Consider the following 26,945-nt stretch of genomic DNA (forward strand, 5'->3'; position numbering starts at 1 on the left):
GCTCTATCACGCCGAAAGTAGTTGCCGGATCGCTGGCTGCGAGGATAGGAAGATGCGGTGCCATACATAGGGAGTACTCTGAGAGGGGTACTTTTGAGGGCAAGAAAGAAAGAAGCAGTAGAGGGAACGGAAGAATCGGGAGAGGTGTCCGAGTCTGGCCGAAGGAGCATGGTTGGAAACCATGTAAGCAAGGAATTGCTTCAAGGGTTCGAATCCCTTTCTCTCCATAGGGACGCTTAGCTCAGCTGGGAGAGCACCTGCCTTACAAGCAGGGGGTCACAGGTTCGATCCCTGTAGCGTCCATTGGCGAAAGTCAAGACCGGCACGTCGGGATAAAGCGCTGCCGACTTAGCTCAGTTGGTAGAGCACCGCTCTTGTAAAGCGGGGGTCGAAGGTTCGAGTCCTTTAGTCGGCATGATTCTGCGGAAGTAGTTCAGTGGTAGAACATCACCTTGCCATGGTGGGGGTCGCGGGTTCGAATCCCGTCTTCCGCTTGTATGCCGGCGTGGCGGAATAGGCAGACGCACAGGACTTAAAATCCTGCGATAGAGATATCGTACCGGTTCGATCCCGGTCGCCGGCATATATGCACCTATAGCGCAATTGGATAGAGCGTCTGACTACGAATCAGGAGGTTGCAGGTTCGACTCCTGCTAGGTGCATAGAGGTTGAAGGAATTCAAACTCTTTTTTTAAGTCAAAGGGCAGAGGCTCTGAAAGCACATATCGGGACGTAGCTCAGCTTGGTAGAGCACCTGGTTTGGGACCAGGGGGTCGCAGGTTCGAATCCTGTCGTCCCGATTGGCAGCAGTTTGCCAAAGACGATCGCGGTGTAGCTCAGCTGGCTAGAGCGTCCGGTTCATACCCGGGAGGTCGAGGGTTCGATCCCCCCTGCCGCGATAGGCTCACTAAAGGACCTTTAGCTCAGTTGGTTAGAGCAGACGGCTCATAACCGTCCGGTCGTTGGTTCGAGTCCAACAAGGTCCATGCACGGTAGAGCTGTGTGAGACAGATGATGGAGAATTACCCAAGTCTGGCTGAAGGGAACGGTCTTGAAAACCGTCAGGTCGAGAAATCGGCGCGTGGGTTCGAATCCCACATTCTCCTTAGGTAAGTCTCAAGCAGAGAGTTATCGGAATAATATAATCGCGGGATGGAGCAGTCTGGTAGCTCGTCGGGCCCATAACCCGAAGGTCGTAGGTTCAAATCCTGCTCCCGCAATTGGTCGCATGGTCTAGCTGGTTAGGACGCCTGCCTGTCACGCAGGAGATCGCGGGTTCGAGCCCCGCTGTGACCGTAGTATGAGAGTACTAAGATGGCGCTGTAGCTCAGTTGGTAGAGCATACGATTGAAGCTCGTAGTGTCGGCGGTTCGACTCCGTCCAGCGCCATAGATACAGCGATGTATCGTAGTAGGGGTCGTCTGCGAATGTAGTTCAATGGTAGAATTCCAGCCTTCCAAGCTGGCTATGCGGGTTCGATTCCCGTCATTCGCTTTTTTATATGCAGCGGGTGGTATAGGCAGCGCGATATAAAAGATAGGGGCCTGTAGCTCAGTTGGTTAGAGCACTGTGTTGATAACGCAGGGGTCACAGGTTCGAGTCCTGTCAGGCCCATGAGTTAAGAGGTAAGACGTGTCTAGTGACGTCGTCTTCCCTCTTTTTTTGTCCAGATAAGATTGTTTTTTTATCAAATACCATGATGATATGAAATTAATTATGCAAAACTTGCGTTTTGAGCTACTTTTAGATACAATTAATTTATTAACTTACCATAAGTAGAACATTTAAGAAAATTGTTGGTTGATGTAAAGCAATGGTTCGAAACTCCAGTAAGTCACACGTTAGTGGGTAATGCCACTCGGTTATCACCGTTATCAGACAAAGAGTGTTATGTTGTAATTGGCATAAAAACTGGGTGGTACCACGGAAGCACGATTTCGTCCCTTGTCCTTTTTGGATGGGATTGAATCGTGCTTTTATTTTAAAGAATAATTATATTGAGGAGAAAAGATATGCTAGATATAAAATATTTACGTAAAAATACGGATGAGGCCATTAGACGATTGCAAGATCGCGGCGTAGCTTCTGAAAAATTAACAGAGCTACTTAGTTTGGATGAAGCCCGTCGGGCTGCGATTCGAACTGTTGAAAATTTAAAGGCTGATCGTAACATTGCGTCCGATAAAATTGCATATGCTAAACGCAATAAGGAGGATGCAAGTGAAGCCATCGCGGCAATGCAAGCAGTTAGTTCAGAAATTAAAGCATTGGATAGCAAACAAGTTGAATTAGATGAACAGGTGCAAGATTTGGCGGCTCATCTACCTAATTTAGCGGCACCAGAAGTACCAGTAGGTCCAGATGAGTCAGCAAATATTGAGCAACGTGTATGGGAACCAGCAGAATATCAAAATAGACCACATGCTTTATTAGAAAGTCCAAAATGGTTGAAGGCGCATTTTGATGTGGGGGAGGCTTTAGGAATATTAGATTTTGAACGCGGTGCTAAAGTTTCTGGCGCACGTTTCTTATATTATGTCGGTGATGGCGCACGACTAGAACGTGCGGTATATAACTTTATGTTGGATGAACATCGCCAAGAGGGTTATACAGAAATGATTACACCAATTGTAGTTAATGATTCTGCTATGTTTGGTACGGGACAATATCCTAAATTCCAAGATGATGCTTATCGTGTAGAGGGGTTGGACCAAACTTATATTCCGACGGCAGAAGTACCCTTAACAAATTATTATGCCGGTGAAACAATACCTGCTCAAGATTTACCAATTAAGTTTACAGCATTATCTCCTTCTTTTCGCAAGGAGGCTGGATCAGCGGGTAAAGATACACGCGGCTTAATTCGTTTGCACCAATTTAACAAGGTTGAGATGGTTAAATTTACAAAACCAGAACAATCATATAATGAATTAGAAAAAATGACAGTTAATGCTGAAAATATTTTGCAGAAATTAGGGTTGCCTTATCACGTTATCATGTTGTCAACAGGAGATATGGGATTTTCAGCGGCTAAAACATATGATTTAGAGGTTTGGATGCCACAACAAAATATGTATCGTGAAATTTCTTCGGTATCAAATACTGAAGATTTTCAAGCACGTCGGATGCATATTACTTTCCGTGATGATAGCGGTAAATTACAATTGGTGCATACCTTAAACGGATCTGGTTTAGCGGTTGGGCGTACAGTGGCAGCAATTCTAGAAAATTATCAAAATGAAGATGGGACAGTAACTATTCCAGATGTGCTACGTCCTTATCTAGGCGGGCAAGAAAAGTTAATCGCAACACCACATCATTAATAGCAAAGACCTGTATTTATCAGGTTTTTTTGTTATAATTGAAAGTAGACTATTGTGCGCGATAACACACAAATTTATATTTCAGAGGAGAAGCACACAATAAAATAAGCTTGTGTGTTAAAAACAATGGCAAATCCAATACGTAAATTAGTTGATAACTCAAAAAAACAACTAAAAAAATTAAATCATATTGCTGAGCAAGTAGAAAGCTATGCCGACCAAATGTCTGCAATGTCTGATGAGGCTTTGCAAGCAAAGACGCCACAGTTCAAGCAAACTATTGCTGATGCATTAGCGGATGTTAAAGACAAAGATAAACAAAACAAAATATTAGCAAAGACCTTAGATGATATTTTACCTGAGGCTTTTGCTGTAGCACGTGAAGGCGCGAAAAGAGTTCTTGGTTTATATCCGTTCCATGTACAGATTATGGGATCAGCAGCCTTACATGACGGTAACTTGGCTGAAATGCGTACAGGAGAAGGAAAAACATTAACGGCTACTATGACAGTTTATCTCAATGCACTGTCAGGTCGTGGTGTGCATGTTGTCACTGTTAACGATTATTTATCAGCTCGTGATGCTGAGCAGATGGGTCAGTTATATCATTGGCTTGGTTTATCAGTTGGTGTCAATGTTGGTGATGCACCTGCAGAAGAAAAGCGTGCGGCTTATGATGCAGATATTACCTATTCAACAAATTTCAATATTGGTTTTGATTACTTGCGTGATAACATGGTTCGCCGAGCAGACGAACGTGTCATGCAACGTGGCTTGAATTTTGCCTTGATTGATGAAGCTGACTCTATTTTAATTGATACTGCTCGTACACCATTGATTATTTCTGGTCCAGGATCAGGTGTGTCACAACTTTATGGACGTGCTGATCGATTTGTCAAAACGTTACAGTTTGATGAAGATTATAAAATTGATGAAGAAGCTAAAACAACAATGCTAACAAATGAAGGCATTCATAAAGGTGAAATTTTTTTCAATTTGGATAATTTATATGATGCGGGTGATACAGCGTTAACCCATCACATTGATCAAGCATTACGTGCGAATTTTAACTATATTAATGATAAAGATTATGTTGTGCAAAATGGGGAAGTCAAGTTAATTGATCAAGCCACGGGCCGTATTTCTGAAGGAACACGTTTATCAGATGGTTTACACCAAGCAATTGAAGCCAAAGAAAATGTTGAGATTCAAGAAGAAAATAAATCGATGGCCCAAATTACATATCAGAACTTATTCCGTATGTATAAAAAGCTTTCTGGTATGACAGGGACTGCCAAAACAGAAGAAGAAGAATTACGTGAAATTTACAACATGGAGGTTGTCACGATTCCGACAAATCGCCCAATTAAACGTGTTGACTATGCTGATTTGTTGTATCCATCTGTTCGGGCAAAATATAATGCTGTTGTTAATTTAATAAAGGAGTTGCATTCTAATGGGCAACCAATTTTAATTGGTACTGGATCCGTAGAATCTTCTGAATTATTATCAAAAATTTTAATGGCACAAAATGTCCCTCATAACGTTTTAAATGCTAAAAACAACGCAAAAGAAGCAGAAATTATTGCAAATGCAGGTCAACGTGGTGCAGTTACTGTAGCAACAAATATGGCGGGACGTGGGACTGATATTAAACTTGGTCCAGGCGTTGCTGATTTAGGTGGTTTAGCGGTTATTGCAACTGAACGTCATGAATCACGACGAATAGATAACCAATTACGCGGTCGTGCAGGGCGTCAAGGTGATGCTGGATTTTCTCAGTTCTTCTTGTCACTTGAAGATGATTTGATGATTCGTTTTGGTGCGGATCGTATTCGTGCTGTTTGGGAACGTATGAATCTTGATGAAGAAGAGACTGTTATCAAAAATCGTATGATTACGCGTTCAGTAGAATCCGCTCAAAAACGTGTAGAAGGTAATAACTATGACACACGTAAAAATGTTTTGCAATATGATGATGTTGTTCGTGAACAACGTGAATTAATTTATCATCAGCGTGATATTGTTATCGATGAGGCTGATTCTTTAGAATGGGTTTTGATGCCAATGGTGGAACGCACGATTAACCGTGTGGTTGATGCGCAAACGACCAGTAAAAAGTCTTCAGAATGGCATTTGGAACAAGTGATTACCTTTGCTAATAATGCCTTGGTTCATGAAGGGGATATCACAACTTCACAATTACAAGAGTTATCACGCGATCAAATTAAATCAAAGCTATTTGATCTTGCTAAGATAAACTATAAAGCTAAAAAAGGGCAATTATTTGATCCTGAGCAAATGCTTGAATTTGAAAAAGTTGTCATTTTACGTGCAGTAGATCAACGCTGGACAGACCACATTGATTCATTGGATCGTCTGCGTCAAGGTGTCGGGTTACGTGGTTATGGACAATTAAATCCACTCATAGAATATCAAAATGAAGCATTTGAAAACTTTAATAAGATGATTATTGATGTTGAATATGATGCAACACGTACGTTTATGAAAGCTGAAATTCGTCAGAATTTAAAAGCGTAGATAAATGATATTGACTACTGGTTAGCTTTGTATCTGCAAAGTAGCGAGTAATTGACGACCTGAATCTATCTAATAATCGTTTTTATTTTGAAGGGATACAGTAATAATGGAAATTATCGATGCTAAGCATGCTTTAGCGGAAATTAAAGAAAATATCACGCGCTTTCGTGGCACGCTAGATTTAGAAGCGCTAACAGAAGAGATTGCTGATTTTGAGAATCGTATGACTGAACCTGGTTTTTGGGACGACAATGTAAAGGCGCAAAAAGTAATTGAAGAAAACAACGTGTTAAAAAATCGTCGTGATTCATTTTTGAATTTAACAAACCAGGCTGAAGAGATTGATGTTTTAATTGAAATGCTTTCTGAAGATCCTGATGACGTTGATATGTTGACAGAATTAGAAGAAGATGTTGCTAAAATTCAAAAAGATGTTGAAGCTTATAATTTAGAACAACTGTTAACAGAACCATATGATGCCAACAATGCTATTTTAGAAGTACATCCAGGTTCAGGTGGCACAGAGTCAACGGATTGGGGTGCTAATTTATATCGTATGTACACACGTTGGGCACAACAACATGGTTTTCAAGTGGATGTTTTGGATTACCATGCTGGCGATGAAGCTGGGATTGATAGTGCAACAATTAAAATTGCAGGACACAATGCATTTGGCTTTTTACGGAGTGAAAAAGGTGTGCATCGCTTTGTTCGTATTTCACCTTTCGATTCAGCTGGGCGTCGCCACACAAGTTTTGTGAGTGTGGATGTCATGCCAGAATTAGATGATACTATTGAAGTTGAGGTGCGCGATGATGATATTAAAATGGACGTTTTTCGCTCGGGTGGTGCTGGTGGACAAAACGTCAACAAAGTATCAACAGGGGTGCGATTAACTCATGAGCCCACAGGCATTGTAGTATCATCGACCGTGGAAAGAACACAGTATGGCAACCGCGATTATGCGATGCGCTTGTTAAAGGGCAAGTTATATCAACTTGAACTCGAAAAGCAAGAGGCAGAACGTGCGGCATTAACAGGTGAAAAGTTAGAAAATGGCTGGGGTTCGCAGATTAGATCGTATGTTTTGCATCCTTACCAAATGGTCAAAGATCATCGTACTAATTACGAAACTAACCAACCACAACAAGTATTAGATGGTGATTTAGATCCATTTATCAATGCGTTCTTGCAATGGCAATTAAGCCTTAAAAACCCTAATTAAAAATAAAGGTCGAAACAATTGTTTCGGCTTTTTGAATTGACAAACAAATTAGTTTCTAATGTAGATGTAATGCGTTATAATATAAGTCAACATTAGACATTAACTGCGTAAAAAACGGAGGGCAAAATATGGATACCAATTATACACCTAGTGCACAAAATGTCTTAGTTTTGGCACAAGAACAAGCAAAATATTTTAAACATCAAGCGGTAGGTACAGAGCATTTATTACTTGCATTGGCGATTGAAAAAGAGGGGATTGCTAGTAAGATACTGGGCCAGTTTAACGTTACAGATGATGATATTCGTGAAGAAATTGAACATTTTACAGGATATGGTATGACAACGCGCTATGACAAAAATAGTTACTTGCCTTATTCACCAAAAGCAGCGGATATTCTACGTCAATCTAGTGAAGAGTCGCGTGCACTTGCGCAACCCAAAATTGGGACAGAACACATGCTATTGGCCTTATTACAAGATGAAAGTATTTTGTCATCACGTATTTTGTTGGCGTTAGATGCGAATTTGCAAGAAATGCGTCGTGCCATCTTACGTAAACTTGGTGTGACCGATGTGCGTAAACAAATGAAACAACGTGATAAACAACAAGCCCAAGGCACACCGACCTTAGATGGCCTGGCACGCGATTTGACACAACTTGCCAAAGATGACAAGATGGATCCCATTATAGGACGTTCTAAAGAAGTTCGCCGTGTGGTACAAATTTTATCTCGCCGAACTAAAAATAATCCTGTGCTAATCGGCGAACCAGGTGTCGGAAAGACGGCAATTGCTGAGGGACTAGCGCAACGTATTGTCAAAGATGAAGTGCCCGAAACACTCAAAAATAAAAGATTAATGGCTCTAGATATGGGTTCGCTTGTAGCGGGAACGAAATATCGTGGCGAATTTGAAGACCGTTTAAAAAAAGTGATTGAAGAAATTTATAATGATGGCAACGTTATTTTATTCATCGATGAATTGCATACGTTAATTGGTGCGGGTGGTGCAGAGGGAGCAATTGATGCATCTAATATTTTGAAACCAGCCTTAGCTCGCGGTGAATTACAAACGCTGGGAGCGACAACGTTTGATGAATATCAAAAATATGTGGAAGCAGATGCTGCGTTGGAACGCCGTTTTGCACCAGTAACTGTTAATGAACCGTCTTCAAAAGATGCCGTTGCCATTTTGACAGGCATTCGACCAAAATTTGAAGCACATCACCAGGTTCAAATTGATGATGACGCTGTGGAAGCTGCGGTTAAATTGTCATCACGTTACATCACGGACCGCTTTTTACCAGATAAGGCAATTGATTTAATGGATGAAGCAGGTGCCAAGGTTCGCATTGATGCTGTGGACAAGCTAACACCTTTGAGTAAGAATCAACGCCGATTAGCTGAGGTGATTGAGGCCAAAGATGTTGCTATCACAGATTTGAACTTTGAAACGGCTGCTGAGTTGCGCAAAGAAGAAATGAAGTTGAGAACTAAAGTTAATAAATTGGCTGCTAAAGCCGCTCAGGCACAAGAAAATCAACGACCACAATATGATTTACATGTGACGTCAGAAGACATTGCCGAAGTGATTTCACAGCAAACAGGGGTACCATTGACCCAACTTGAAAAGAATGAACAACACAGGTTAGTCAACTTAGAGTCAGTATTAGGAAAACGCGTTATTGGACAAAAACCAGCAATCTCAGCCGTGGCAAGAGCTATTCGTCGTGCACGTTCTGGTCTGAAAGACCCTAGTAGACCAATTGGCGCGTTCATGTTTTTGGGTCCTACTGGCGTTGGAAAAACAGAACTAGCCAAAGCATTAGCAGAAGCGATGTTTGGTAGTGAAGATAATATGATTCGAATTGATATGTCAGAATATCAAGAGAGGTGGTCATCATCACGTTTAGTTGGTTCAGCACCTGGATATGTTGGTTATGATGAAGGCGGACAGTTAACTGAACAAGTTAGAAACCATCCGTATTCAGTTATTTTATTAGATGAAGCAGAAAAGGCACATCAAGATATATTTAATTTGATGCTACAAGTCTTTGATGACGGCTTTCTGACAGATTCCAAAGGGCGTAAAATTGATTTTCGAAATACAATTATCATCATGACATCTAATCTAGGAGCAACAAGGTTAAGGGATGAAAAATCCATGGGATTTGGTGCAATTGACCTTAAGAATAATAATGAAGCAGTAGCAGAAAAAATTCGTGAAACATTGAAGGATACATTTCGACCAGAATTCATTAATCGCTTAGATGAGACGGTTGTTTTTGATGCATTGACTAAGGAAGAACTACATCAAATCGTGAAATTAATGAGTCGTTCGGTCTTACAACGTGTTGCGGAGCAAGGAATTTCTGTCAAAATCACACCAGCTGCTATTGATGTTGTTGCGAGTGCTGGATTTGATCCCGAATATGGCGCACGTCCAATACGACGAGCATTGCAGACTAAGGTTGAAGACGCACTGAGTGAGGCACTACTCAGCGGGCAAATCACCACAGAGAGTGCTGTTACAATTGGCGCTAAAAATGGTGAGATCAAAATTAATATTAAACCAATCGAAAAAGCACCTACTAAGGCATAAAAACGCTCATAATCAGTAGTTTATGAGCGTTTTTTCAATTAAGGTTGCAACTAACCATCCGATATAAAGAAATGGCACAAAGGGTAACCGTTTTGCCTGCTTAATGCCAAGGTAGACAAGTCCGAATATAGAGGCAATAAGTAAAGATAAGGCAAATAAGTGTGTCGTAGAAATCAAAGTTAGCACGAGTAAGACAGGAATATCCCCTGCTCCCAATGCCTGTCGATAGTACACCAACAATATACTAATCGTGAGTACCATACAAGTCATCAGCAATTTGGGTTCTCCCCAATTCTGGATAAATAAATATAGAAACCAAGGTATTAATATATCTGAGTGAATACGTTCATTGTGCCAATCCTCAAGTGCTAGAAAAAATAACAGATAGGCTGTAATCCAAACGATCGTATTTGAAAATAAACAACTACCAATGAATGCACCTAAAAATTCAAAAATGGCATAGTGTAAACCGAATTTTTTCTGGCAATAACGACAATGACCACGAGTCAATATTGTTGCAAACACAGGTATTAAGTCATACCATTTTAAGCGATGACCACAGTGCCAACAAAATGACTGTTTGATAAAGACATTAATCCCATGATTGATACGGTCTGCCAAACACATGATACTTGATACTAAAACGGCATTTAAAATTAAAATCAGTAAATTTTCCATAAAGCATCATACGGTTAGCGAGAACAAAACTCATAAAAAATATAATCACAGTACAAACTATTGACATTACGGCTCAATCTGTTATTATATTGAACGTGCTTTTAAGTAATCTGTTCTGTGATAACATCACAACGTGCTGAACGGCGCTGCAAAGGCAATTGTCAGCAGATTTCACGTGAGCATTTTTGTTTAATGACGGAAATGACACACCTGGAACTGTGTAGAATAATAAAAATTTTAAGGAGAGCGTAGAATGCCTACAATTAACCAATTAGTTCGTAAGCCTCGTAAGTCACAAGTGACTAAGTCAAAGTCACCTGCGTTGAACTTCGGCTATAACTCAATGAAGAAGAAAGCAACAAACAATGTTGCACCACAAAAGCGTGGGGTTGCTACACGTGTCGGAACAATGACACCAAAGAAGCCTAACTCAGCTTTACGTAAGTATGCTCGTGTACGTCTTTCAAACTTGTATGAAGTGACTGCTTATATTCCAGGTATTGGACATAATTTGCAAGAACACTCAGTTGTTTTGATTCGCGGTGGCCGTGTTAAGGATTTACCTGGTGTACGTTACCATGTTATCCGTGGTGCATTGGATACAGCTGGTGTTGATGGTCGTATGACATCACGTTCAAAGTATGGCACAAAGGCGCCAAAAAAGTAAGAAGGAGACTGACTAATGCCACGTAAAGGTTATACTAAGCGTCAGGAAGTTTTGCCTGACCCAATTTACAATTCAAAGCTCGTTTCACGTTTGATCAACAAGTTGATGCTTGATGGAAAGCGCGGAACTGCTTCAACAATCTTGTATGATGCTTTTGATCATATCAAGGAAGCTACTGGTAATGAGCCATTGGAAGTTTTCGAACAAGCCATGGAAAACATCATGCCCGTATTGGAAGTTAAGGCTCGCCGTGTTGGTGGTTCTAACTACCAGGTGCCAATCGAAGTGCGCCCTGACCGTCGTACAACATTGGGACTACGTTGGTTGGTGAACTACTCACGTTTGCGTAACGAACACACAATGGACGAACGTTTGGCAAAAGAAATTATGGATGCAGCTAACGACACAGGCGCATCTGTTAAGAAGCGCGAAGATACGCACAAGATGGCTGAAGCCAACCGTGCATTCGCTCACTATCGTTGGTAAAACCAAAGGTGCAATTTATATTGCACCGATTGTGATATACGTTAAATAATGTTGCTTAGCATTTAATTACGCTTAGCTTCAGTAAGTAGCGTACAATGACAGTAGACGATAAATACTGCCAGTGTTTACCGTCAAAAAGCGAACACAATTCTGTGTCGCTTTTTGTTGCATACAGAACAAAAACCAGGAGATAACTCACAATGGCAAAACGTGAATACCCACTAGAACGTACACGTAACATTGGTATCATGGCCCACATTGATGCGGGTAAGACAACAACTACGGAACGTATCTTGTACTACACAGGTAAAATTCACAAAATTGGTGAAACACATGATGGTGCTTCACAAATGGATTTCATGGAACAAGAAAAGGAACGTGGAATCACGATTCAATCAGCTGCAACAACAGCTGTTTGGCATGGTTTCTTTGACCAATTCGAAAAAACACCATACCGTGTTAACATCATCGACACACCAGGTCACGTGGACTTCACTATTGAAGTCGAACGTGCACTACGTGTTTTGGATGGTGCCGTAGCGGTTTTGGATGGTGCTGCCGGTGTTGAACCACAGACAGAAACTGTTTGGCGTCAAGCAACCACATATGACGTACCACGTATTGTATTCGTCAATAAAATGGATAAAATGGGTGCTGATTTCCAAATGTCAGTGGATTCAATTCACGAACGTTTGCAAGTCAATGCGGAAGCTATTCAATGGCCAATCGGCGCTGAAGATGATTTTGAAGCTGTTATTGACTTGATTACCCAAGAAGCTTATTATCCAGTTGATGACTTGGGCGAAAAGTGGGAACCACGCGATATTCCAGCAGAATTGAAAGATTTGGCAGAAGAAAAGCGTAATACGTTAATTGAAGCTGTTGCTGATGTTGATGATGATTTGATGGAAAAGTACCTTGAAGGCGAAGATATTTCAATTGAAGAATTGAAAGCTGCTATTCGTCGTGCTACTTTGGCATTGCAATTCTACCCAGTACTTGCGGGTTCAGCTTATAAAGATAAGGGTGTTCAAATGATGTTGGATGCCGTTGTTGATTACTTGCCAGGACCATTGGATGTTAAGCCATATATTGCTAACGATCCGAAAACTGGTGAAGAAATTGATTTGATTGCTGATGACGACAAGTCATTTGCTGCCTTGGCATTCAAAATTATGACAGACCCATTCGTTGGTCGTTTGACATTTATGCGTGTATATACGGGTACTTTGAAGTCTGGATCATACGTACAAAATACTTCTTCAGAAACACGTGAACGTGTCGGTCGTTTGTTGCAGATGCACGCCACATCGCGTACTGAAATTGAAGAAGTGTTCTCAGGTGATATTGCTGCAGCCATTGGTTTGAAGAATACAACTACTGGTGATTCATTAACTTCTGTTGATCATCAATTGATTCTTGAGTCAATGGAATTCCCAGAACCAGTTATTGAACTAGCAATTGAACCTAAGACAAAGGCTGATCAAGACAAGTTGTCTAATGCTATCCAAAAGTTAGCTGAAGAAGACCCATCGTTCCGCGCTACAACAAACCCTGAAACAGGTGACACTTTGATTGCCGGTATGGGCGAATTGCAGTTGGATATCATGGTTGATCGTATGCGTCGTGAATTTAACGTTGAAGCAACTGTTGGTGCACCACAAGTTGCTTACCGTGAAGCATTTACAAAAACAGTTCAAGCTCGTGGATTCTTCAAACGCCAATCAGGTGGTAAAGGTCAATATGGAGATGTTTATATTGAATTTTCACCAAATGAAGAGGGTGCAGGATTCGAATTCGATGATGCTATTGTTGGTGGCGTTGTGCCTCGTGAATATATTCCTTCAGTTGAAGCAGGTTTGAAGGATGCTTTGAATGCAGGTCCTTTGGCTGGATTCCCATTGGTTGATTTGAAGGCCAAGTTGTATGATGGTTCATATCATGATGTCGATTCTTCTGAAGCAGCCTTCAAAATTGCTGCCTCATTAGCCTTGAGAGAAGCTGCTAAAACAGCTGGTGCTGTTATTCTTGAACCAATTATGGCTGTTGATATTGTTGCACCTGAAGATAATCTTGGCGATGTGATGGGACATGTTTCAGCACGTCGTGGTATGATTGAAGGTCAGGAATCTCGTGGACCTGTCTTGGCTGTTAAAGCTAAGGTGCCTTTGTCAGAAATGTTTGGATATGCAACAACTTTGCGTTCTGCAACGCAAGGACGTGGTACATTCCAAATGGTTTTCGACCATTATGAAGCTGTTCCTAAGAACATTCAAGAAGAAATTATTAAAAATAGTGGTAAAGAATCTTAATACTAATGATTATGTATCACTATGATATGTTCTAGAGTATGTTAAGATGTTTTATACCATTAATTATGATTAAAAAACTGACCGATGGTCCAGTAAAAACGGCGTCACTCTAAGGAGTGATGCCGTTTTACTTTTAAAGAGTATAGAGAACGATATGAATAAACAACATAGTAAATTTTTAATACCAGGAATTATTGTGGTTGGCATGGTTTTAAGGTTACCGTTTACATCTATGCCACCCATTCTTGATACCATTGCAAAATCTCAGCATATACCGGTTGGACAACTTGGTATATTAACAACAATTCCATTACTTTCCTTTGCTATATTCTCATCTTTTGCACCTCAAACGGCGAAAAAATTTGGCCTTGAGCGAGCTTTCGCTCTTATGTTAATGTTAGTTGTTATTGGTTCTTTGATGAGAGTTATTAATACGCCATTTTTATACTTAGGTACTTTGTTAATTGGTATTGGTATTGCACATATGAACGTCCTGTTGCCAAGTGTTATTCGGACGTATTTTCCCATGAAAATTGGACCAATGACTTCGCTATTTACATTTAGTATGATGTTAGCAACTGCAGTGGGATCAAGTGTTGCAGCACCTATTACAGCGCTGACAAGTTGGCGTGTATTTGTTTTGATTTTGACAATAATATTGTTTATCGCGCTGATTATTTGGCTACCAAATGATCATTTTGTTATAAATCAGGATAAACTATCTGTTGTTGGATCTCATGTAAAATCAAACGCAACTATTTGGCGAAATAAGTATGCATGGTTATTATTATTTTTTTGTGGGATGCAGTCAGCCATGTTTTATGTTTTGATGGCTTGGGGGCCAACAATGGCTATACAGACAGGATTGTCACCGTCTGTCGCAGGGTTATTTTCCGGCATTAATTCTTTAATTGGATTACCCTTTTCTTTGTTTATTCCCACGTTAATTACAAGAATAACTGGTAAACAACGGCAAATGTTAATGGTTAGTTTATCGATAATTGGTATTATTGGTTACTTATTATTATTACACCCAATAGGTTCTTTTGGTTATTGGTTAACTGTTAATTTGTTAATTGGTATGAGCACTGCCAGTTTGTTTCCATACTTACTGACAACATTTAGTTTAAAGACAAGCACACCTAGTCAAACTGCGCAATTATCCGGTATGGTGCAGAGTGGTGGGTACTTAATCGCTGCTCTTGGGCCGGCATTATTTGGTTACGCGTTTTGGTTTTTTAACAGCTGGAAACCACAAATTATCACGATACTGATTTTATTTATATTTATGATCATAACAATCATTATAGTTGAAAGAAAAGACAAAATATTGTAACAAGAAAAGCATGCAACGAATGAAGTTGTGTGCTTTTCTTGTTACAATATATTTATTGATTAAAAGTGAGGATAGGAAAGTGTCTAACGAGCCAACGCCAATTATTGAATTCAAAAATGTCGGATTGTCTTATGATGATAATTCAGTTTTGAAAAACATTGATTTTGAATTAGAAGCAGGTAAATTTTATACGTTGTTAGGGCCTTCAGGGTCTGGTAAAACAACTATTTTGAACCTGATATCAGGACAACTGACAGTGACATATGGTGATATTTTGTTTGAGGGCCAAGTAATCAATCATGTACCTGTTGAAAAGCGCCATATGAATACTGTTTTTCAAGATTATGGGTTATTTCCAAACATGAATGTGTTTGAAAATGTAGCTTTTGGTCCGAGCATTAAAGGTAAAAGCAAAAAAGAAATTAAAGCTAAAGTAACAGAGATGTTAGAGTTGGTTAAACTGGGGGAATATGCTGATCGTGAAATCACTGAATTGTCAGGTGGACAACGACAGCGTGTGGCTATTGCACGTGCTTTGGCAAATGATCCAGAAGTCTTATTGTTGGATGAACCCTTATCTGCGCTCGATTATAAGTTGCGCAAAGAAATGCAATATGAATTACGTGAAATTCAACAACGTCTCGGAATTACGTTTGTGTTTGTGACACATGATCAAGAAGAAGCGCTGGCAATGTCTGATTGGATATTTGTCATGAATGACGGTGTCATTCAACAAAATGGGTCACCAGAAGACATTTATGATGAACCAATTAATCATTTTGTGGCTGATTTTATTGGTGAATCAAATATTTTGGATGGCATCATGACTGCTGATTATCTTGTGCATTTTACCGGGAAAGATTTTGAAAATGTGGATGCCGGTATGCGACCAAATGAACGCGTAGAAGTTGTGTTACGTCCGGAAGATTTGGATTTGACAACGGTTGAAAATGGTAAATTAGTCGTGACTATTGATGATCAATCTTTTCGTGGTGATTATTATGAAATTACCGCAATTGATGATGATGGGAACGAATGGCAGGTACAGGCGACAAATAAATCCAAAGTAGGCGAGCGTGTCGGGTTGACGTTCGATCCAGAAGATATTCATATCATGCGGTTTAATGAATCCGAAAATGATTTTGATGCGCGTTTGGAAAGTTATGAGGACGATGACGATAATGCCAAAAAGTAAGCAGCAAAGGCAACTATTTTATATCATTCCCTACGGTATATGGCTGGTACTCTTTGTTATTGCACCATTAATACTGTTGTTGTTCCAGTCACTTACCACACAAAACGGTCATTTTACATTGCAAAACTATGCGACTTATTTTGCAAGTGGGACTTATTTATTGATGACATTTAACTCAGTTTGGTATGCGTTTTTAATTACGATAATCACTTTAGTCATTAGTTATCCTATGGCCTACTTATTGAATCGGTTGAAACAAAAGCATTTTTGGTTGCTACTTGTCATTTTACCAACGTGGATTAATTTGCTGCTAAAAACTTATGCATTTATAGGATTGCTTTCAAAAACAGGGACGGTTAATAATTTTATTGGTTTAATGGGCATTGCACCACAACAACTATTGTTTTCGAATTGGAGTTTCCTCTTAGTCGCTGCCTATATTGAAATACCGTTCATGATTTTACCGATTTTCAATTCTTTGGCAGAAATCAACCCACGCTTGGCACAAGCAAGTCGTGATTTGGGCGCGAACCAATGGCAAACTCTCAGACGTGTGATACTACCCTTGTCAATGCCTGGTATTAAGGCAGGCATTCAGGCGGTATTTATTCCAAGTCTGTCGTTATTTATGATTACACGTTTGATTGGTGGTAATCGTGTTATTACATTGGGAACAGCAATTGAGGAGCACTTTTTAGTAACCCAAAATTGGCGACTTGGATCAACAATTGGTGTTATTTTAATTGTTGCTATGGTTATCACGATGGTACTAACAAGAGAACGTGCTCGCAAATCTTCAAGGAATCGAGGTTGAATCATGGTTAAAAAAATTAAATGGGCAAATGGTTACTTGTGGCTTGTTTTTATACTTCTCTATTTGCCTATTTTTTTCTTAATTGTCTATTCGTTTAATGCGGGTGATGTCATGCAAGGATGGGAAGGCTTTTCATTTAAGCACTATACCGAATTATTTGCAGACACGCGTATCATAGAGATTGTTGTGAGTACGCTCCTAATTGCACTACTATCGTCGTTAATTGCCAGTATTATTGGTACGGCTGGCGCCTTGTATATTTATAATTTAAAATACGCGCTTGCAAAAAATATTTTTTTATCATTAAATAATATTTTGCTTGTGTCACCAGATGTTATTATTGGCGCGTCATTCCTGATTTTATTCACTGTCATGGGATTTGCCTTAGGTTTTACTTCGGTATTGTTATCGCATATTGCATTTAGCATTCCAATCGTGGTTTTAATGGTGTTGCCTCGGCTACAAGAAATGAATCAATCACTTGTAGCTGCTGCTAAAGATTTAGGTGCAAATAACTGGCAGATGTTATCACGTGTGATTTTACCGGTGATTTCACCTGGTATTTTGGCAGGATTTTTCATGGCATTTACCTATTCGCTTGATGATTTTGCAGTCACTTTTTTTGTGACTGGTAACGGTTTTACGACACTTTCTGTGGAAATATACTCGCGTGCGCGTCAAGGGGTTAGTCTAGAAATTAATGCGCTATCAGCGATGATGTTTATGGTATCACTATTGCTTGTATTGGCTTATTATATTATTTCTACGCGTTCGGGGAAAAATAAAAAACGCGGTACACGTTTGGTTCTACCGGCATCGGAGGGGCTATAATTATGAAAAAATTAGTCATGGGGATGATAGGTATCTGTACAATTGTTCTGATATTATTTGGGACACAACACTACTTGGCGTCCAAAACAGGTACTAACGTATCGTCTAATAAAGTTCTGAATCTTTACAATTGGGGTGATTACATTGACCCTGAGTTACTTAAAAAATTTACCAAAGAAACTGGGTACAAAGTAAGCTATGAAACGTTTGACTCAAATGAAGCAATGTATACAAAAATTAAACAAGGAGGGACATCATATGATTTAACCGTCCCTTCGGACTATATGATACAGAAGATGAAAAGGGAACACTTGTTACTGCCATTGGATCATAGTAAATTAACCGGCCTTAAAAATTATGATACGCGATTCTTGAATCAATCTTTTGATCATAACAACCAGTATTCGCTACCTTATTTTTGGGGCACACTTGGCATTATTTACAATGATCAGTACATTAATGCTAAAGATATTCAGCATTGGGATGACTTGTGGTCGCCTAAATTTAAAAATCAAATCATGCTTATTGATTCAGCCAGAGACGCATTAGCGATTGCATTAATAACGCAAGATAAATCTGTTAATACGAAATCACGTGCAGACTTAGCCGCGGCACAAGCCAAGCTAACAGCATTGATGCCTAATGTTAAAGCCATTATTGCCGATGAAATAAAGATGTATATGGCGCAAAATGAGGCAGCAATTGCAGTAACATATTCAGGTGAAGCATCAGAAGCGTTAAGTCATAATAAACATCTGCATTATGTTGTGCCAAGCGAGGGCTCTAATTTGTGGTTTGACAATGTTGTTATGCCAAAAACTGCAAAGCATCAAGCAGCAGCATATGCCTTTTTAAATTTTATGAGTGACCCAAAAAATGCGGCACAAAATGCTGAATATATTGGCTATGCAACGCCTAATAAAAAGGCAAAAGTGCTATTACCAAAAGCAATACGACAAGATAAACAATTTTATCCCAACGATCAAACAGTCAAACACCTACAAGTTTACGATGATTTAGGACAATTATGGACAGAAAAATATAACGATGCTTTTTTGGAATTTAAAATGTCGCAAAAATAGTTGTCAGGAAAGTTGTTAACAAATCAGCAGAAAAGTGTTGCGCTTTGTTAATATTTCTGTTAATATAAATAAGTACGCTTTTGGAACCGTAGTCACATAAACCTACTGAAAGCCTGGTGTATCAATATTTAGCAATGATGATTAAGGTTGCGACACGCGCGGCCGCGTTGCCATGGGCGCGCAAAATACAAGCAGTGTTGTCGGTTTTTAGTCGGAGTTAGCTGATTTATAAAATCAACGAGGAGGCACGAAATAATGGCACAAAAGAAAATTCGTATCCGTTTGAAGGCATACGAGCACCGTATCTTGGATCAATCAGCAGAAAAAATTGTTGAGACAGCTAAGCGTACGGGCGCAGAAATTGCTGGTCCTATCCCTTTGCCAACTGAACGTACATTGTATACAGTTCTACGTTCACCACATAAGCATAAGGATAGCCGTGAGCAATTTGAAATGCGCACGCATAAGCGTTTGATTGATATTGTGAACCCTACTGACAAAACAGTTGACGCATTGCGTAAACTTGAATTGCCATCAGGCGTTGCGATTGAAATCAAGTTATAATATTTTTCAAACAAATAATTAAGGAGATTAGTCATGACTAAAGGTATCTTAGGCCGCAAAGTCGGTATGACTCAGGTTTTCACTGAAACTGGTGAATTGATCGCCGTAACTGTTGTTGAAGCTACACCAAACGTCGTTTTGCAAGTTAAAAACGCAGAAACAGACGGTTATAGTGCACTACAACTTGGTTACCAAGACAAGCGCGCAGTTCTATCAAATAAACCTGAACAAGGTCACGCTTCTAAAGCAAATACGACCCCTAAGCGCTACGTTCGTGAAATCCGCAATGCGGAAGGCGAATTTAACGCAGGGGATGAAATCAAAGTTGATACATTCGAATCTGGTGAATACGTCGACGTAACGGGTATCACGAAGGGGCATGGCTTCCAAGGTAACATTAAAAAGGATGGTCAGTCTCGTGGACCAATGTCCCACGGTTCTCGTTATCACCGTCGCCCAGGTTCAATGGGTGCTGTTATCAACCGTGTCTTCAAGGGCAAGCTTTTGCCTGGACGTATGGGAAATAACAAGCGTACAATGCAAAATGTTGCTATCGTCCATGTTGACGTTGAAAACAACTTATTGTTATTGAAGGGCAATGTTCCTGGCGCTAACAAGTCACTATTAACGATTAAATCAACCGTTAAAACTAATGCAAAGCATCCTGAAGTTAAAATGGCTGGTGTTTCAACATCAACCGTGACTGAAGAAGCTTAATATAAACTATTAGAAAGGAGAACAATCAATCATGACTAAAGTTGCTGTATTAAAGCAAGATGGTAGTCAAGCTGCGGAACTTGAATTAAATGACGCAGTCTTCGCCATTGAACCAAACAACACTGTTATCACAGATGCAGTTTTGATGCAACGTGCATCAATGCGTCAAGGAACACATGCAGTCAAGAACCGCTCAGCGGTTTCTGGTGGTGGTCGTAAGCCTTGGAAACAAAAAGGTACTGGTCGTGCACGTGCTGGTTCAATTCGTGAACCACAATTCCGTGGTGGTGGTATTGTTTTCGGACCTTCACCTCGTTCATACGCATACCGTATCAACCGTAAGGCATATCAATTGGCATTGAAGTCAGTTTTGTCACAAAAAGTTGCTGAAGGTAAGTTAGTCGTAGTTGATGCTTTGACGTTTGAAGCACCAAAGACGCAAGACTTTAAAAAGGTTTTGACTAGCTTAGCCGCTGACACGAAAACATTAGTAGTTGTTGATGAAGACAACGAAAACGCAATTTTATCAGCACGTAACTTGGCTAATGTCCAAGTTATGACAACAAAGGGTATCAACGTACTTGACGTTGTTAATGCAGATAAACTGGTGATTGTTCAATCATCAATCGAAGAAATCCAAGGAGGTCTTGCCTAATGGATGCACGCGATATTATCCGTCGCCCTATCATCACAGAAGCTTCTATGGCGCAAACAGAACGTAAGCGTTATGTCTTCGAAGTTGATATTCGCGCAACAAAGCCTCAGATTAAAAAAGCTATTGAAGAAATCTTTGACGTTCAAGTTTCAGGTTTGAACACAGCTAACGTACGTGGTAAGAAGAAGCGCCAAGGCCGTTACGTTGGTTACACACGCAAGTTAAAGAAGGCAACTGTAACGTTGTCGAAAGATTCAAAAGATATTAAAATCTTTAACGAAGGTTAAATCTAAATAGGAGGATAAGACATTGGCTATCAAGAAGTATAAGCCAACCTCTAACGGACGTCGTAACATGACGACTTCAGATTTCGCTGAAATCACGAAGTCAACGCCCGAAAAGAGTTTGTTGGCAAAAAAGTCAAAAACTGGAGCACGTAATAACTCTGGTCGTATGACAGTTCGTCACCATGCTGGTGGACACAAACAAGCCTACCGTTTGGTAGACTTCAAGCGTATCAAAGATAACAAGACAGCTACTGTTAAAGCTATCGAATATGACCCAAATCGTACAGCAAACATTGCTTTGCTCGTATACGAAGATGGTATAAAGTCATATATCTTGGCGCCAAAGGGATTGAAGGTTGGCGATAAAGTTCAATCTGGTCCTGATGCCGATATTAAACCCGGCAATGCCTTGCCATTGAGCAGTATCCCTGAAGGTACTTTGATTCATAATATTGAATTGAAGCCTGGTAAAGGTGGACAGTTGGCACGTTCAGCTGGTACCTCAGCACAAATCTTGGGTAAAGATGGTAAGTATATCATCGTTCGCTTAACATCAGGCGAAGTTCGTTTGGTTCTTGCTACAAACCGTGCAACTATCGGTGAAGTTGGTAATGCTGAACATTCATTGATTAATTGGGGTAAGGCTGGTCGTAATCGTTGGCGTGGTAAGCGTCCGCATGTTCGTGGATCAGTTATGAACCCTAATGATCACCCGCACGGTGGTGGTGAAGGTAAAGCACCCGTTGGTCGTCCAAGTCCTATGTCACCATGGGGTAAGAAGACTGCCGGTAAGAAGACTCGCGATAAGAAGAAGGCTTCAACAAAGTTTATCGTTCGCGGTCGTAAGAGTAAGTAAGGGAAAGGAGACAACCAATGGCTCGTAGTTTAAAAAAGGGACCATTTGCGGACCCACACTTGCTTAAGAAGATTGAAGCGCAATCAAATTCTGAGAAAAAATCAGTAATCAAGACTTGGTCGCGTCGTTCAACAATCTTCCCAAGCTTTATCGGTTTCACAATTGCTGTATATGATGGTCGTAAGCACGTTCCGGTTTTTGTGCAAGAAGACATGGTTGGTCACAAGTTGGGAGAATTTGCCCCAACTCGTACATTCAAAGGCCACAAGGCTGATGATAAGAAGACTAGTAAAAAATAAAGGAGGAAATTGAAAAATGGCTGAACAAATTACTTCAGCTCGTGCGACAGCCAAGATTGTACGTGTTGCCCCTCGTAAGGCACGCCTAGTTCTTGACACTATTCGTCGTAAGAGTGTTAACGAAGCATACGCAATTTTGAAGTTCCTACCTAACACTTCTACTGAAGATATTTACAAGGTTTTGAACTCAGCAGTTGCTAATGCTGAAAACAACTTCTCATTAGACCGAGAAGATCTTATCGTGAAGGAAGCCTTTGCTAACGAAGGACCAACGCTTAAGCGTTTCCGTCCTCGTGCCAAGGGTTCTGCTTCACCTATCAACAAGCGTACAAGCCATATCACTATTGTGGTTGCTGAGAAGGAGGCAAAGTAATGGGTCAAAAGATTAACCCTACTGGATTCCGTGTCGGCGTTATTCGCGACTGGGATGCAAAGTGGTTTGCTGATAAGGCTGATTACGCTAACCAACTTCACGAAGACTTACGTATTCGTAAGTACATCGAAAAGAATTTAGCGGACGCCGCAGTTGATCGCATCGAAATTGAACGCAGCACAAAATCACGTGTTGATGTTTCTGTCCATACCGCCAAGCCAGGAATGGTTATTGGTAAGGGTGGGTCTGAAGTTGAAAAGCTTCGGACACAATTAGCTAAGTTGACTGATACTGATGAAAAAGGCCGTTCAAAGCGTGTCTTTATCAATATTGTTGAAATCAAGAAACCTGATTTGTCTGCACATTTGGTTGGACAACAAATTGCTGGTGACTTGGAACGTCGTGTGGCGTTCCGTCGCGCAATGCGTGGTGCAATTCAACGTACAACACGTTCAGGTGCTAAAGGTATTAAAGTTATGGTTTCTGGCCGTTTGAACGGTGCAGATATTGCTCGTATTGAACAATATACTGAAGGAACTGTTCCTTTGCATACTTTACGCGCTGATATCGATTACTCATGGGACGAAGCTATGACAGCTTATGGTAACTTGGGAATCAAAACTTGGATATATCGTGGTGATATTTTACCACAAAAAAAGAACAGTAAGTAAGGAGGGAAGCAAACATGTTAGTACCAAAGCGTGTTAAATTCCGTCGTGTACACCGTGGCCACATGCGTGGTGAAGCAAAAGGTGGAACGACGGTAACGTTCGGTGATTACGGCTTGCAAGCAACAACATCAAGCTGGATTACAAATCGTCAAATTGAAGCTGCCCGTATTGCAATAACACGTTATATGAAACGTGGTGGCAAGGTTTGGATTAAAATCTTCCCTCATAAGTCATATACATCTAAGGGTGTCGGTGTTCGAATGGGTAACGGTAAAGGTGCACCTGAAGGTTGGGTTGAACCAGTGAAACGTGGTAAGGTTATGTTTGAAGTGGCAGGTGTTTCTGAAGCAACTGCTCGTGAAGCATTGCGTTTAGCACAACACAAGTTGCCTGTACGTACAAAGATTATTGCTCGGGAGGCTGAATAATGGCTAAAGCAAGTGAATTGAAAGAATTGTCACTTGCGGATTTGCAAAAGCGCGAAGCCGAATTCAAGGAAGAATTATTCAACCTACGTTTTCAATTGGCTACAGGTCAACTTGAAAACACGGCGCGTATCGCACAAGTTCGTAAGGACATCGCACGAGTTAAGACAGTTATTCGTGCACAAGAATTGGCTAACGCCAACAAATAAGACGAAAGGAAGAAGCTGAAAAATGAGTGAAGAACGTAATGCTCGTAAGGTTTATCAAGGCCGTGTTGTTTCAGATAAGATGGACAAGACAATTACTGTCGCTGTTGATACTTATGTGACGCATGCAGTATATGGTAAGCGAGTTAAGTACACAAAGAAGTTTAAGGCCCATGACGAGAACAATTCTGCAAAGATAAATGATATTGTTCAAATTATGGAAACACGTCCTTTGTCTGCAACTAAGCACTTCCGTTTGGTTAAAATTGTTGAAGAGGCAGTAGTTCTTTAATATTATTTATACCAAATCGTCGTAATTAATTGCTAACTAAGGAGGAAGAACCATGATTCAACAAGAGAGTCGTTTAAAAGTGGCTGACAACTCTGGCGCGCGTGAAATCTTAACGATTAAAGTGCTCGGTGGTTCAGGTCGTAAGTTTGCGGGTGTGGGTGACATGATTGTTGCTACAGTTAAGCAAGCTATCCCTGGTGGTAACGTAAAGAAGGGTGACGTCGTTAAGGCTGTTATCGTTCGTACTGTATCTGACGTTCGACGTACAGACGGTTCATACATCAACTTTGATGAAAATGCTGCTGTTATCGTTAAGGAAGATAAGTCACCAGTTGGTACGCGTATCTTTGGTCCTGTTGCACGTGAATTACGTGACAGCAACTATATGCGTATCGTTTCATTGGCACCAGAAGTGCTCTAAAACTGACAAGGAGGAGCCAAATCATGTTTGTAAAAACAGGTGATAAGGTTCGCGTCATTGCCGGCAAAGATAAGGGAAAAGAAGGCACAATCTCTAAGACTGTTGCTGGAAAAGATCGCGTTGTTGTCGAAGGCGTGAACATCGTTAAGAAGCATCAAAAGCCTTCTAACGAATACCCACAAGGTGGTGTTATCGATATCGAAGCACCAATTCATGTATCAAACGTGCAACTGCTTGACCCTTCAACTAATGAACCAACTAAAGTTGCGTTCAAAATTGAAGATGGTAAGAAAGTTCGCGTATCTAAAAAGTCTGGTAACGTACTAGGCTAATTTCGAAAGGTGAAATCATTTTCATGGCTAACGCATTAAAAGAAAAATATGTTAATGAAGTTCAACCTGCTTTGATCGAAAAGTTTAACTTCAAGTCATCAATGCAAGCCCCAAAGGTCGATAAAATCGTTCTTAATATGGGTGTTGGTGATGCGGTGTCAAACTCAAAGAACTTGGATGAAGCGGTTGAAGAATTGAAGTTGATTTCTGGACAACAACCAGTTATCACAAAAGCAAAGAAATCAATCGCTGGTTTCCGTTTGCGTGAAGGTATGGCAATCGGAACTAAGGTTACATTACGTGGTGAACGAATGTATGAATTCTTAGATAAGTTGATTAATATTTCATTACCTCGTGTACGTGATTTCCGTGGTGTATCATCAAAGGCCTTTGACGGTCGTGGTAACTATACTTTGGGAATTCGTGAACAATTAATCTTCCCTGAAATCGATTTTGATAAAGTCAACCGCGTTCGTGGTTTGGATATTGTTGTTGTTACAACAGCACAAAACGATGAAGAAGGTCGTGAATTGTTGACACTCTTGGGAATGCCATTTACTAAGTAAATCGTATTTTAAAAACGTTTGTCACTCTTAAAAATAAAGGGTGACACGTTTTTAACTATTATTGACTGAAATAGTCTATAATAGTTAAGAGCGTGTCATTTTGTTATGTACCGTTCAAACATAAAAGGAGGATATCGATAGATGTCTATGACTGATCCGATTGCTGATTTGTTAACTCGTATTCGTAACGCCAATTTGGCTCACCGCGAAATTGTTGAGATTCCAGCATCAAAAATTAAAAAAAACATCGCCGAAATTTTGAAATCAGAAGGTTTCATTCGCGATGTTGAATACATTGAGGATAACAAACAAGGAGTTATCCGCGTTTTCCTTAAGTACGGTGAAGACCGTAACCGTGTCATCACAGGAATTAAGCGTATTTCAAAGCCAGGTTTGCGTAAGTACGCTAAATCAGATTCATTACCAAAAGTTTTGAATGGCTTGGGTATTGCTATCATTTCAACGTCAGTTGGTGTTATTACCGACAAGGAAGCACGTTCAAAGCAAATTGGTGGCGAAGTTCTCGCTTACGTTTGGTAATATATCTAAGAAAGGAGACTTACCATGAGCCGTATTGGAAATAAAGTAATTACATTGCCTGCCGATGTTGAAGTATCTCAAGAAGGAACTGTTGTTACTGTTAAGGGTCCTAAGGGTACCTTATCACGTGAAATCACTTCAGAAATTTCAATGTCTGTTGAAGGAACAGAAGTTAGTTTTTCACGCGAAAGTGATGATAACAAGACAAAAGCTTTACATGGTACAACACGTGCAAACGTTGCGAACATGGTCGAAGGTGTTTCTAATGGATTCACTAAGACGCTAAAGCTTGTCGGAGTTGGATACCGTGCTGCAAAGTCAGGATCAAAGTTGACTTTGGCAGTTGGTTATTCACATCCAGTTATTTTTGAAGATCGTGAAGATTTGACAGTTGAAGTATCAGATGCATTGACTATTAAAATTTCAGGTATTTCAAAGCAAAAAGTTGGCGATTTAGCTGCGGAAATTCGTGCCGTGCGTTCACCTGAACCATATAAGGGTAAAGGTATTCGTTACGAAGGCGAAATCGTACGTCGCAAGGAAGGTAAGACTGGTAAGTAAAATAACCTTTAAGGTGTTTTACGATGTATTACAGTCTTTTACCGTAAATAATAAATTTAAAATGGCATTGGCCATCAGAAAAGGAAA

General features: G+C 40.2%; 29 protein-coding genes and 15 tRNA genes. 43 read left to right on the top strand and 1 reads right to left on the bottom strand.

Annotated features, from left to right (window positions below; genetic code table 11):
- Nucleotides 1-138: 138 nt before the first annotated feature.
- The 19 genes from JOD28_RS02190 to JOD28_RS02280 all read left to right on the top strand — a co-directional run bounded on the left by JOD28_RS02190 (nucleotide 139) and on the right by JOD28_RS02280 (nucleotide 9,692).
- Nucleotides 139-227: transfer RNA gene (locus JOD28_RS02190), tRNA-Ser, on the top strand.
- A 3-nt stretch (nucleotides 228-230) separates the two neighbouring features.
- Nucleotides 231-303 (top strand) — tRNA-Val (locus tag JOD28_RS02195).
- 39 nt (nucleotides 304-342) lie between these two features.
- Nucleotides 343-415, top strand: a tRNA-Thr gene (locus JOD28_RS02200).
- A 7-nt stretch (nucleotides 416-422) separates the two neighbouring features.
- Nucleotides 423-494 (top strand) — tRNA-Gly (locus JOD28_RS02205).
- Between the two features lie 5 nt (nucleotides 495-499).
- Nucleotides 500-583, top strand: a tRNA-Leu gene (locus tag JOD28_RS02210).
- A 5-nt stretch (nucleotides 584-588) separates the two neighbouring features.
- A tRNA-Arg gene (locus tag JOD28_RS02215) sits at nucleotides 589-662 on the top strand.
- A gap of 64 nt (nucleotides 663-726) precedes the next feature.
- Nucleotides 727-800, top strand: a tRNA-Pro gene (locus JOD28_RS02220).
- Between the two features lie 25 nt (nucleotides 801-825).
- Nucleotides 826-899: transfer RNA gene (locus tag JOD28_RS02225), tRNA-Met, on the top strand.
- 13 nt (nucleotides 900-912) lie between these two features.
- Nucleotides 913-986, top strand: a tRNA-Ile gene (locus tag JOD28_RS02230).
- Between the two features lie 30 nt (nucleotides 987-1,016).
- Nucleotides 1,017-1,106 (top strand) — tRNA-Ser (locus tag JOD28_RS02235).
- A gap of 40 nt (nucleotides 1,107-1,146) precedes the next feature.
- Nucleotides 1,147-1,220, top strand: a tRNA-Met gene (locus tag JOD28_RS02240).
- Nucleotides 1,221-1,222: 2 nt separating this feature from the next.
- Nucleotides 1,223-1,296: transfer RNA gene (locus tag JOD28_RS02245), tRNA-Asp, on the top strand.
- Between the two features lie 20 nt (nucleotides 1,297-1,316).
- Nucleotides 1,317-1,389 (top strand) — tRNA-Phe (locus JOD28_RS02250).
- A 34-nt stretch (nucleotides 1,390-1,423) separates the two neighbouring features.
- Nucleotides 1,424-1,494 (top strand) — tRNA-Gly (locus tag JOD28_RS02255).
- 46 nt (nucleotides 1,495-1,540) lie between these two features.
- Nucleotides 1,541-1,614 (top strand) — tRNA-Ile (locus tag JOD28_RS02260).
- Nucleotides 1,615-2,012: 398 nt separating this feature from the next.
- On the top strand, nucleotides 2,013-3,323 hold the full coding sequence (gene serS / locus JOD28_RS02265; protein ID WP_204769297.1) for a serine--tRNA ligase: 1,311 nt from the start codon (nucleotides 2,013-2,015) through the stop codon (nucleotides 3,321-3,323).
- A gap of 126 nt (nucleotides 3,324-3,449) precedes the next feature.
- Nucleotides 3,450-5,864 carry a preprotein translocase subunit SecA gene (gene secA, locus JOD28_RS02270; protein WP_204769298.1) on the top strand — a complete coding sequence of 805 codons (2,415 nt, stop codon included), beginning with the start codon at nucleotides 3,450-3,452 and terminating at the stop codon, nucleotides 5,862-5,864.
- 106 nt (nucleotides 5,865-5,970) lie between these two features.
- Complete coding sequence (prfB, locus tag JOD28_RS02275; protein WP_204769299.1) at nucleotides 5,971-7,089, top strand: peptide chain release factor 2; 1,119 nt, start codon at nucleotides 5,971-5,973, stop codon at nucleotides 7,087-7,089.
- 128 nt (nucleotides 7,090-7,217) lie between these two features.
- A complete protein-coding gene (locus tag JOD28_RS02280; RefSeq protein WP_204769300.1) occupies nucleotides 7,218-9,692 on the top strand; it encodes an ATP-dependent Clp protease ATP-binding subunit in 2,475 nt (824 codons plus the stop codon).
- Between the two features lie 12 nt (nucleotides 9,693-9,704).
- On the opposite strand, the gene JOD28_RS02285 is transcribed toward JOD28_RS02280, so the two are convergent.
- On the bottom strand, nucleotides 9,705-10,370 hold the full coding sequence (locus JOD28_RS02285; protein WP_204769301.1) for a prepilin peptidase: 666 nt from the start codon (nucleotides 10,368-10,370) through the stop codon (nucleotides 9,705-9,707).
- 253 nt (nucleotides 10,371-10,623) lie between these two features.
- Here JOD28_RS02285 and rpsL point away from each other — a divergent pair, with 253 nt between their 5' ends.
- The 24 genes from rpsL to rplF all read left to right on the top strand — a co-directional run bounded on the left by rpsL (nucleotide 10,624) and on the right by rplF (nucleotide 26,858).
- Nucleotides 10,624-11,037: a 30S ribosomal protein S12 gene (rpsL, locus tag JOD28_RS02290; protein ID WP_010383887.1), complete on the top strand. Its 414-nt coding sequence runs from the start codon at nucleotides 10,624-10,626 to the stop codon at nucleotides 11,035-11,037.
- A gap of 15 nt (nucleotides 11,038-11,052) precedes the next feature.
- Nucleotides 11,053-11,523 (top strand): 30S ribosomal protein S7, encoded by a 471-nt coding sequence (gene rpsG / locus JOD28_RS02295; protein WP_013103428.1) that lies wholly within the window; start codon nucleotides 11,053-11,055, stop codon nucleotides 11,521-11,523.
- 200 nt (nucleotides 11,524-11,723) lie between these two features.
- A complete protein-coding gene (fusA, locus tag JOD28_RS02300) occupies nucleotides 11,724-13,835 on the top strand; it encodes an elongation factor G (RefSeq protein WP_204769302.1) in 2,112 nt (703 codons plus the stop codon).
- A gap of 154 nt (nucleotides 13,836-13,989) precedes the next feature.
- Entirely contained in the window at nucleotides 13,990-15,171 is a 1,182-nt protein-coding gene (locus JOD28_RS02305; RefSeq protein WP_204769303.1) for an MFS transporter, read from the top strand.
- 79 nt (nucleotides 15,172-15,250) lie between these two features.
- The gene (locus tag JOD28_RS02310; protein WP_204769304.1) at nucleotides 15,251-16,366 is read left to right on the top strand and encodes an ABC transporter ATP-binding protein; all 1,116 of its coding nucleotides are present in this window, start codon (nucleotides 15,251-15,253) and stop codon (nucleotides 16,364-16,366) included.
- Nucleotides 16,353-17,180, top strand: coding sequence for an ABC transporter permease (locus JOD28_RS02315; RefSeq protein ID WP_204769305.1), 828 nt, complete (start codon nucleotides 16,353-16,355; stop codon nucleotides 17,178-17,180). The genes JOD28_RS02310 and JOD28_RS02315 overlap by 14 nt, the downstream gene beginning before the upstream one ends.
- Nucleotides 17,181-17,183: 3 nt before the next feature.
- Nucleotides 17,184-18,011 carry an ABC transporter permease gene (locus tag JOD28_RS02320; RefSeq protein ID WP_204769306.1) on the top strand — a complete coding sequence of 276 codons (828 nt, stop codon included), beginning with the start codon at nucleotides 17,184-17,186 and terminating at the stop codon, nucleotides 18,009-18,011.
- Between the two features lie 2 nt (nucleotides 18,012-18,013).
- Nucleotides 18,014-19,093, top strand: a complete 1,080-nt coding sequence (locus tag JOD28_RS02325) for an ABC transporter substrate-binding protein (protein WP_204769307.1) — start codon at nucleotides 18,014-18,016, stop codon at nucleotides 19,091-19,093.
- A 255-nt stretch (nucleotides 19,094-19,348) separates the two neighbouring features.
- Nucleotides 19,349-19,657, top strand: a complete 309-nt coding sequence (gene rpsJ, locus JOD28_RS02330; RefSeq protein WP_013103435.1) for a 30S ribosomal protein S10 — start codon at nucleotides 19,349-19,351, stop codon at nucleotides 19,655-19,657.
- Nucleotides 19,658-19,690: 33 nt separating this feature from the next.
- Complete coding sequence (gene rplC, locus JOD28_RS02335; RefSeq protein ID WP_204769308.1) at nucleotides 19,691-20,374, top strand: 50S ribosomal protein L3; 684 nt, start codon at nucleotides 19,691-19,693, stop codon at nucleotides 20,372-20,374.
- Between the two features lie 31 nt (nucleotides 20,375-20,405).
- Entirely contained in the window at nucleotides 20,406-21,029 is a 624-nt protein-coding gene (rplD, locus tag JOD28_RS02340) for a 50S ribosomal protein L4 (protein WP_204769309.1), read from the top strand.
- A complete protein-coding gene (gene rplW / locus JOD28_RS02345; protein WP_204769310.1) occupies nucleotides 21,029-21,316 on the top strand; it encodes a 50S ribosomal protein L23 in 288 nt (95 codons plus the stop codon). Before rplD ends, rplW begins: the two co-directional genes overlap by 1 nt.
- Before the next feature lie 22 nt (nucleotides 21,317-21,338).
- Complete coding sequence (rplB, locus tag JOD28_RS02350; protein ID WP_204769311.1) at nucleotides 21,339-22,172, top strand: 50S ribosomal protein L2; 834 nt, start codon at nucleotides 21,339-21,341, stop codon at nucleotides 22,170-22,172.
- A gap of 17 nt (nucleotides 22,173-22,189) precedes the next feature.
- Nucleotides 22,190-22,471, top strand: coding sequence for a 30S ribosomal protein S19 (rpsS, locus tag JOD28_RS02355; protein WP_013103440.1), 282 nt, complete (start codon nucleotides 22,190-22,192; stop codon nucleotides 22,469-22,471).
- 16 nt (nucleotides 22,472-22,487) lie between these two features.
- Entirely contained in the window at nucleotides 22,488-22,844 is a 357-nt protein-coding gene (gene rplV, locus JOD28_RS02360) for a 50S ribosomal protein L22 (RefSeq protein ID WP_004899456.1), read from the top strand.
- Entirely contained in the window at nucleotides 22,844-23,515 is a 672-nt protein-coding gene (gene rpsC / locus JOD28_RS02365) for a 30S ribosomal protein S3 (RefSeq protein ID WP_013103441.1), read from the top strand. Before rplV ends, rpsC begins: the two co-directional genes overlap by 1 nt.
- A gap of 14 nt (nucleotides 23,516-23,529) precedes the next feature.
- Nucleotides 23,530-23,943, top strand: a complete 414-nt coding sequence (rplP, locus tag JOD28_RS02370) for a 50S ribosomal protein L16 (protein ID WP_013103442.1) — start codon at nucleotides 23,530-23,532, stop codon at nucleotides 23,941-23,943.
- Complete coding sequence (gene rpmC, locus JOD28_RS02375) at nucleotides 23,943-24,149, top strand: 50S ribosomal protein L29 (protein WP_002816028.1); 207 nt, start codon at nucleotides 23,943-23,945, stop codon at nucleotides 24,147-24,149. The genes rplP and rpmC overlap by 1 nt, the downstream gene beginning before the upstream one ends.
- A 22-nt stretch (nucleotides 24,150-24,171) precedes the next feature.
- Nucleotides 24,172-24,438 (top strand): 30S ribosomal protein S17, encoded by a 267-nt coding sequence (gene rpsQ, locus JOD28_RS02380; RefSeq protein ID WP_013103443.1) that lies wholly within the window; start codon nucleotides 24,172-24,174, stop codon nucleotides 24,436-24,438.
- Between the two features lie 52 nt (nucleotides 24,439-24,490).
- Nucleotides 24,491-24,859: a 50S ribosomal protein L14 gene (rplN, locus tag JOD28_RS02385; protein ID WP_204769312.1), complete on the top strand. Its 369-nt coding sequence runs from the start codon at nucleotides 24,491-24,493 to the stop codon at nucleotides 24,857-24,859.
- Between the two features lie 23 nt (nucleotides 24,860-24,882).
- Complete coding sequence (rplX, locus tag JOD28_RS02390) at nucleotides 24,883-25,191, top strand: 50S ribosomal protein L24 (RefSeq protein ID WP_013103445.1); 309 nt, start codon at nucleotides 24,883-24,885, stop codon at nucleotides 25,189-25,191.
- 23 nt (nucleotides 25,192-25,214) lie between these two features.
- A complete protein-coding gene (gene rplE / locus JOD28_RS02395) occupies nucleotides 25,215-25,757 on the top strand; it encodes a 50S ribosomal protein L5 (protein ID WP_013103446.1) in 543 nt (180 codons plus the stop codon).
- A gap of 141 nt (nucleotides 25,758-25,898) precedes the next feature.
- Nucleotides 25,899-26,297, top strand: coding sequence for a 30S ribosomal protein S8 (gene rpsH, locus JOD28_RS02400; protein ID WP_204769313.1), 399 nt, complete (start codon nucleotides 25,899-25,901; stop codon nucleotides 26,295-26,297).
- A 24-nt stretch (nucleotides 26,298-26,321) separates the two neighbouring features.
- Nucleotides 26,322-26,858, top strand: a complete 537-nt coding sequence (gene rplF, locus JOD28_RS02405) for a 50S ribosomal protein L6 (RefSeq protein WP_204769314.1) — start codon at nucleotides 26,322-26,324, stop codon at nucleotides 26,856-26,858.
- The last annotated feature ends 87 nt before the right edge of the window (nucleotides 26,859-26,945 follow it).

The sequence above is a fragment of the Leuconostoc rapi genome (assembly GCF_016908715.1).
Taxonomy (GTDB): Bacteria; Bacillota; Bacilli; order Lactobacillales; family Lactobacillaceae; genus Leuconostoc; species Leuconostoc rapi.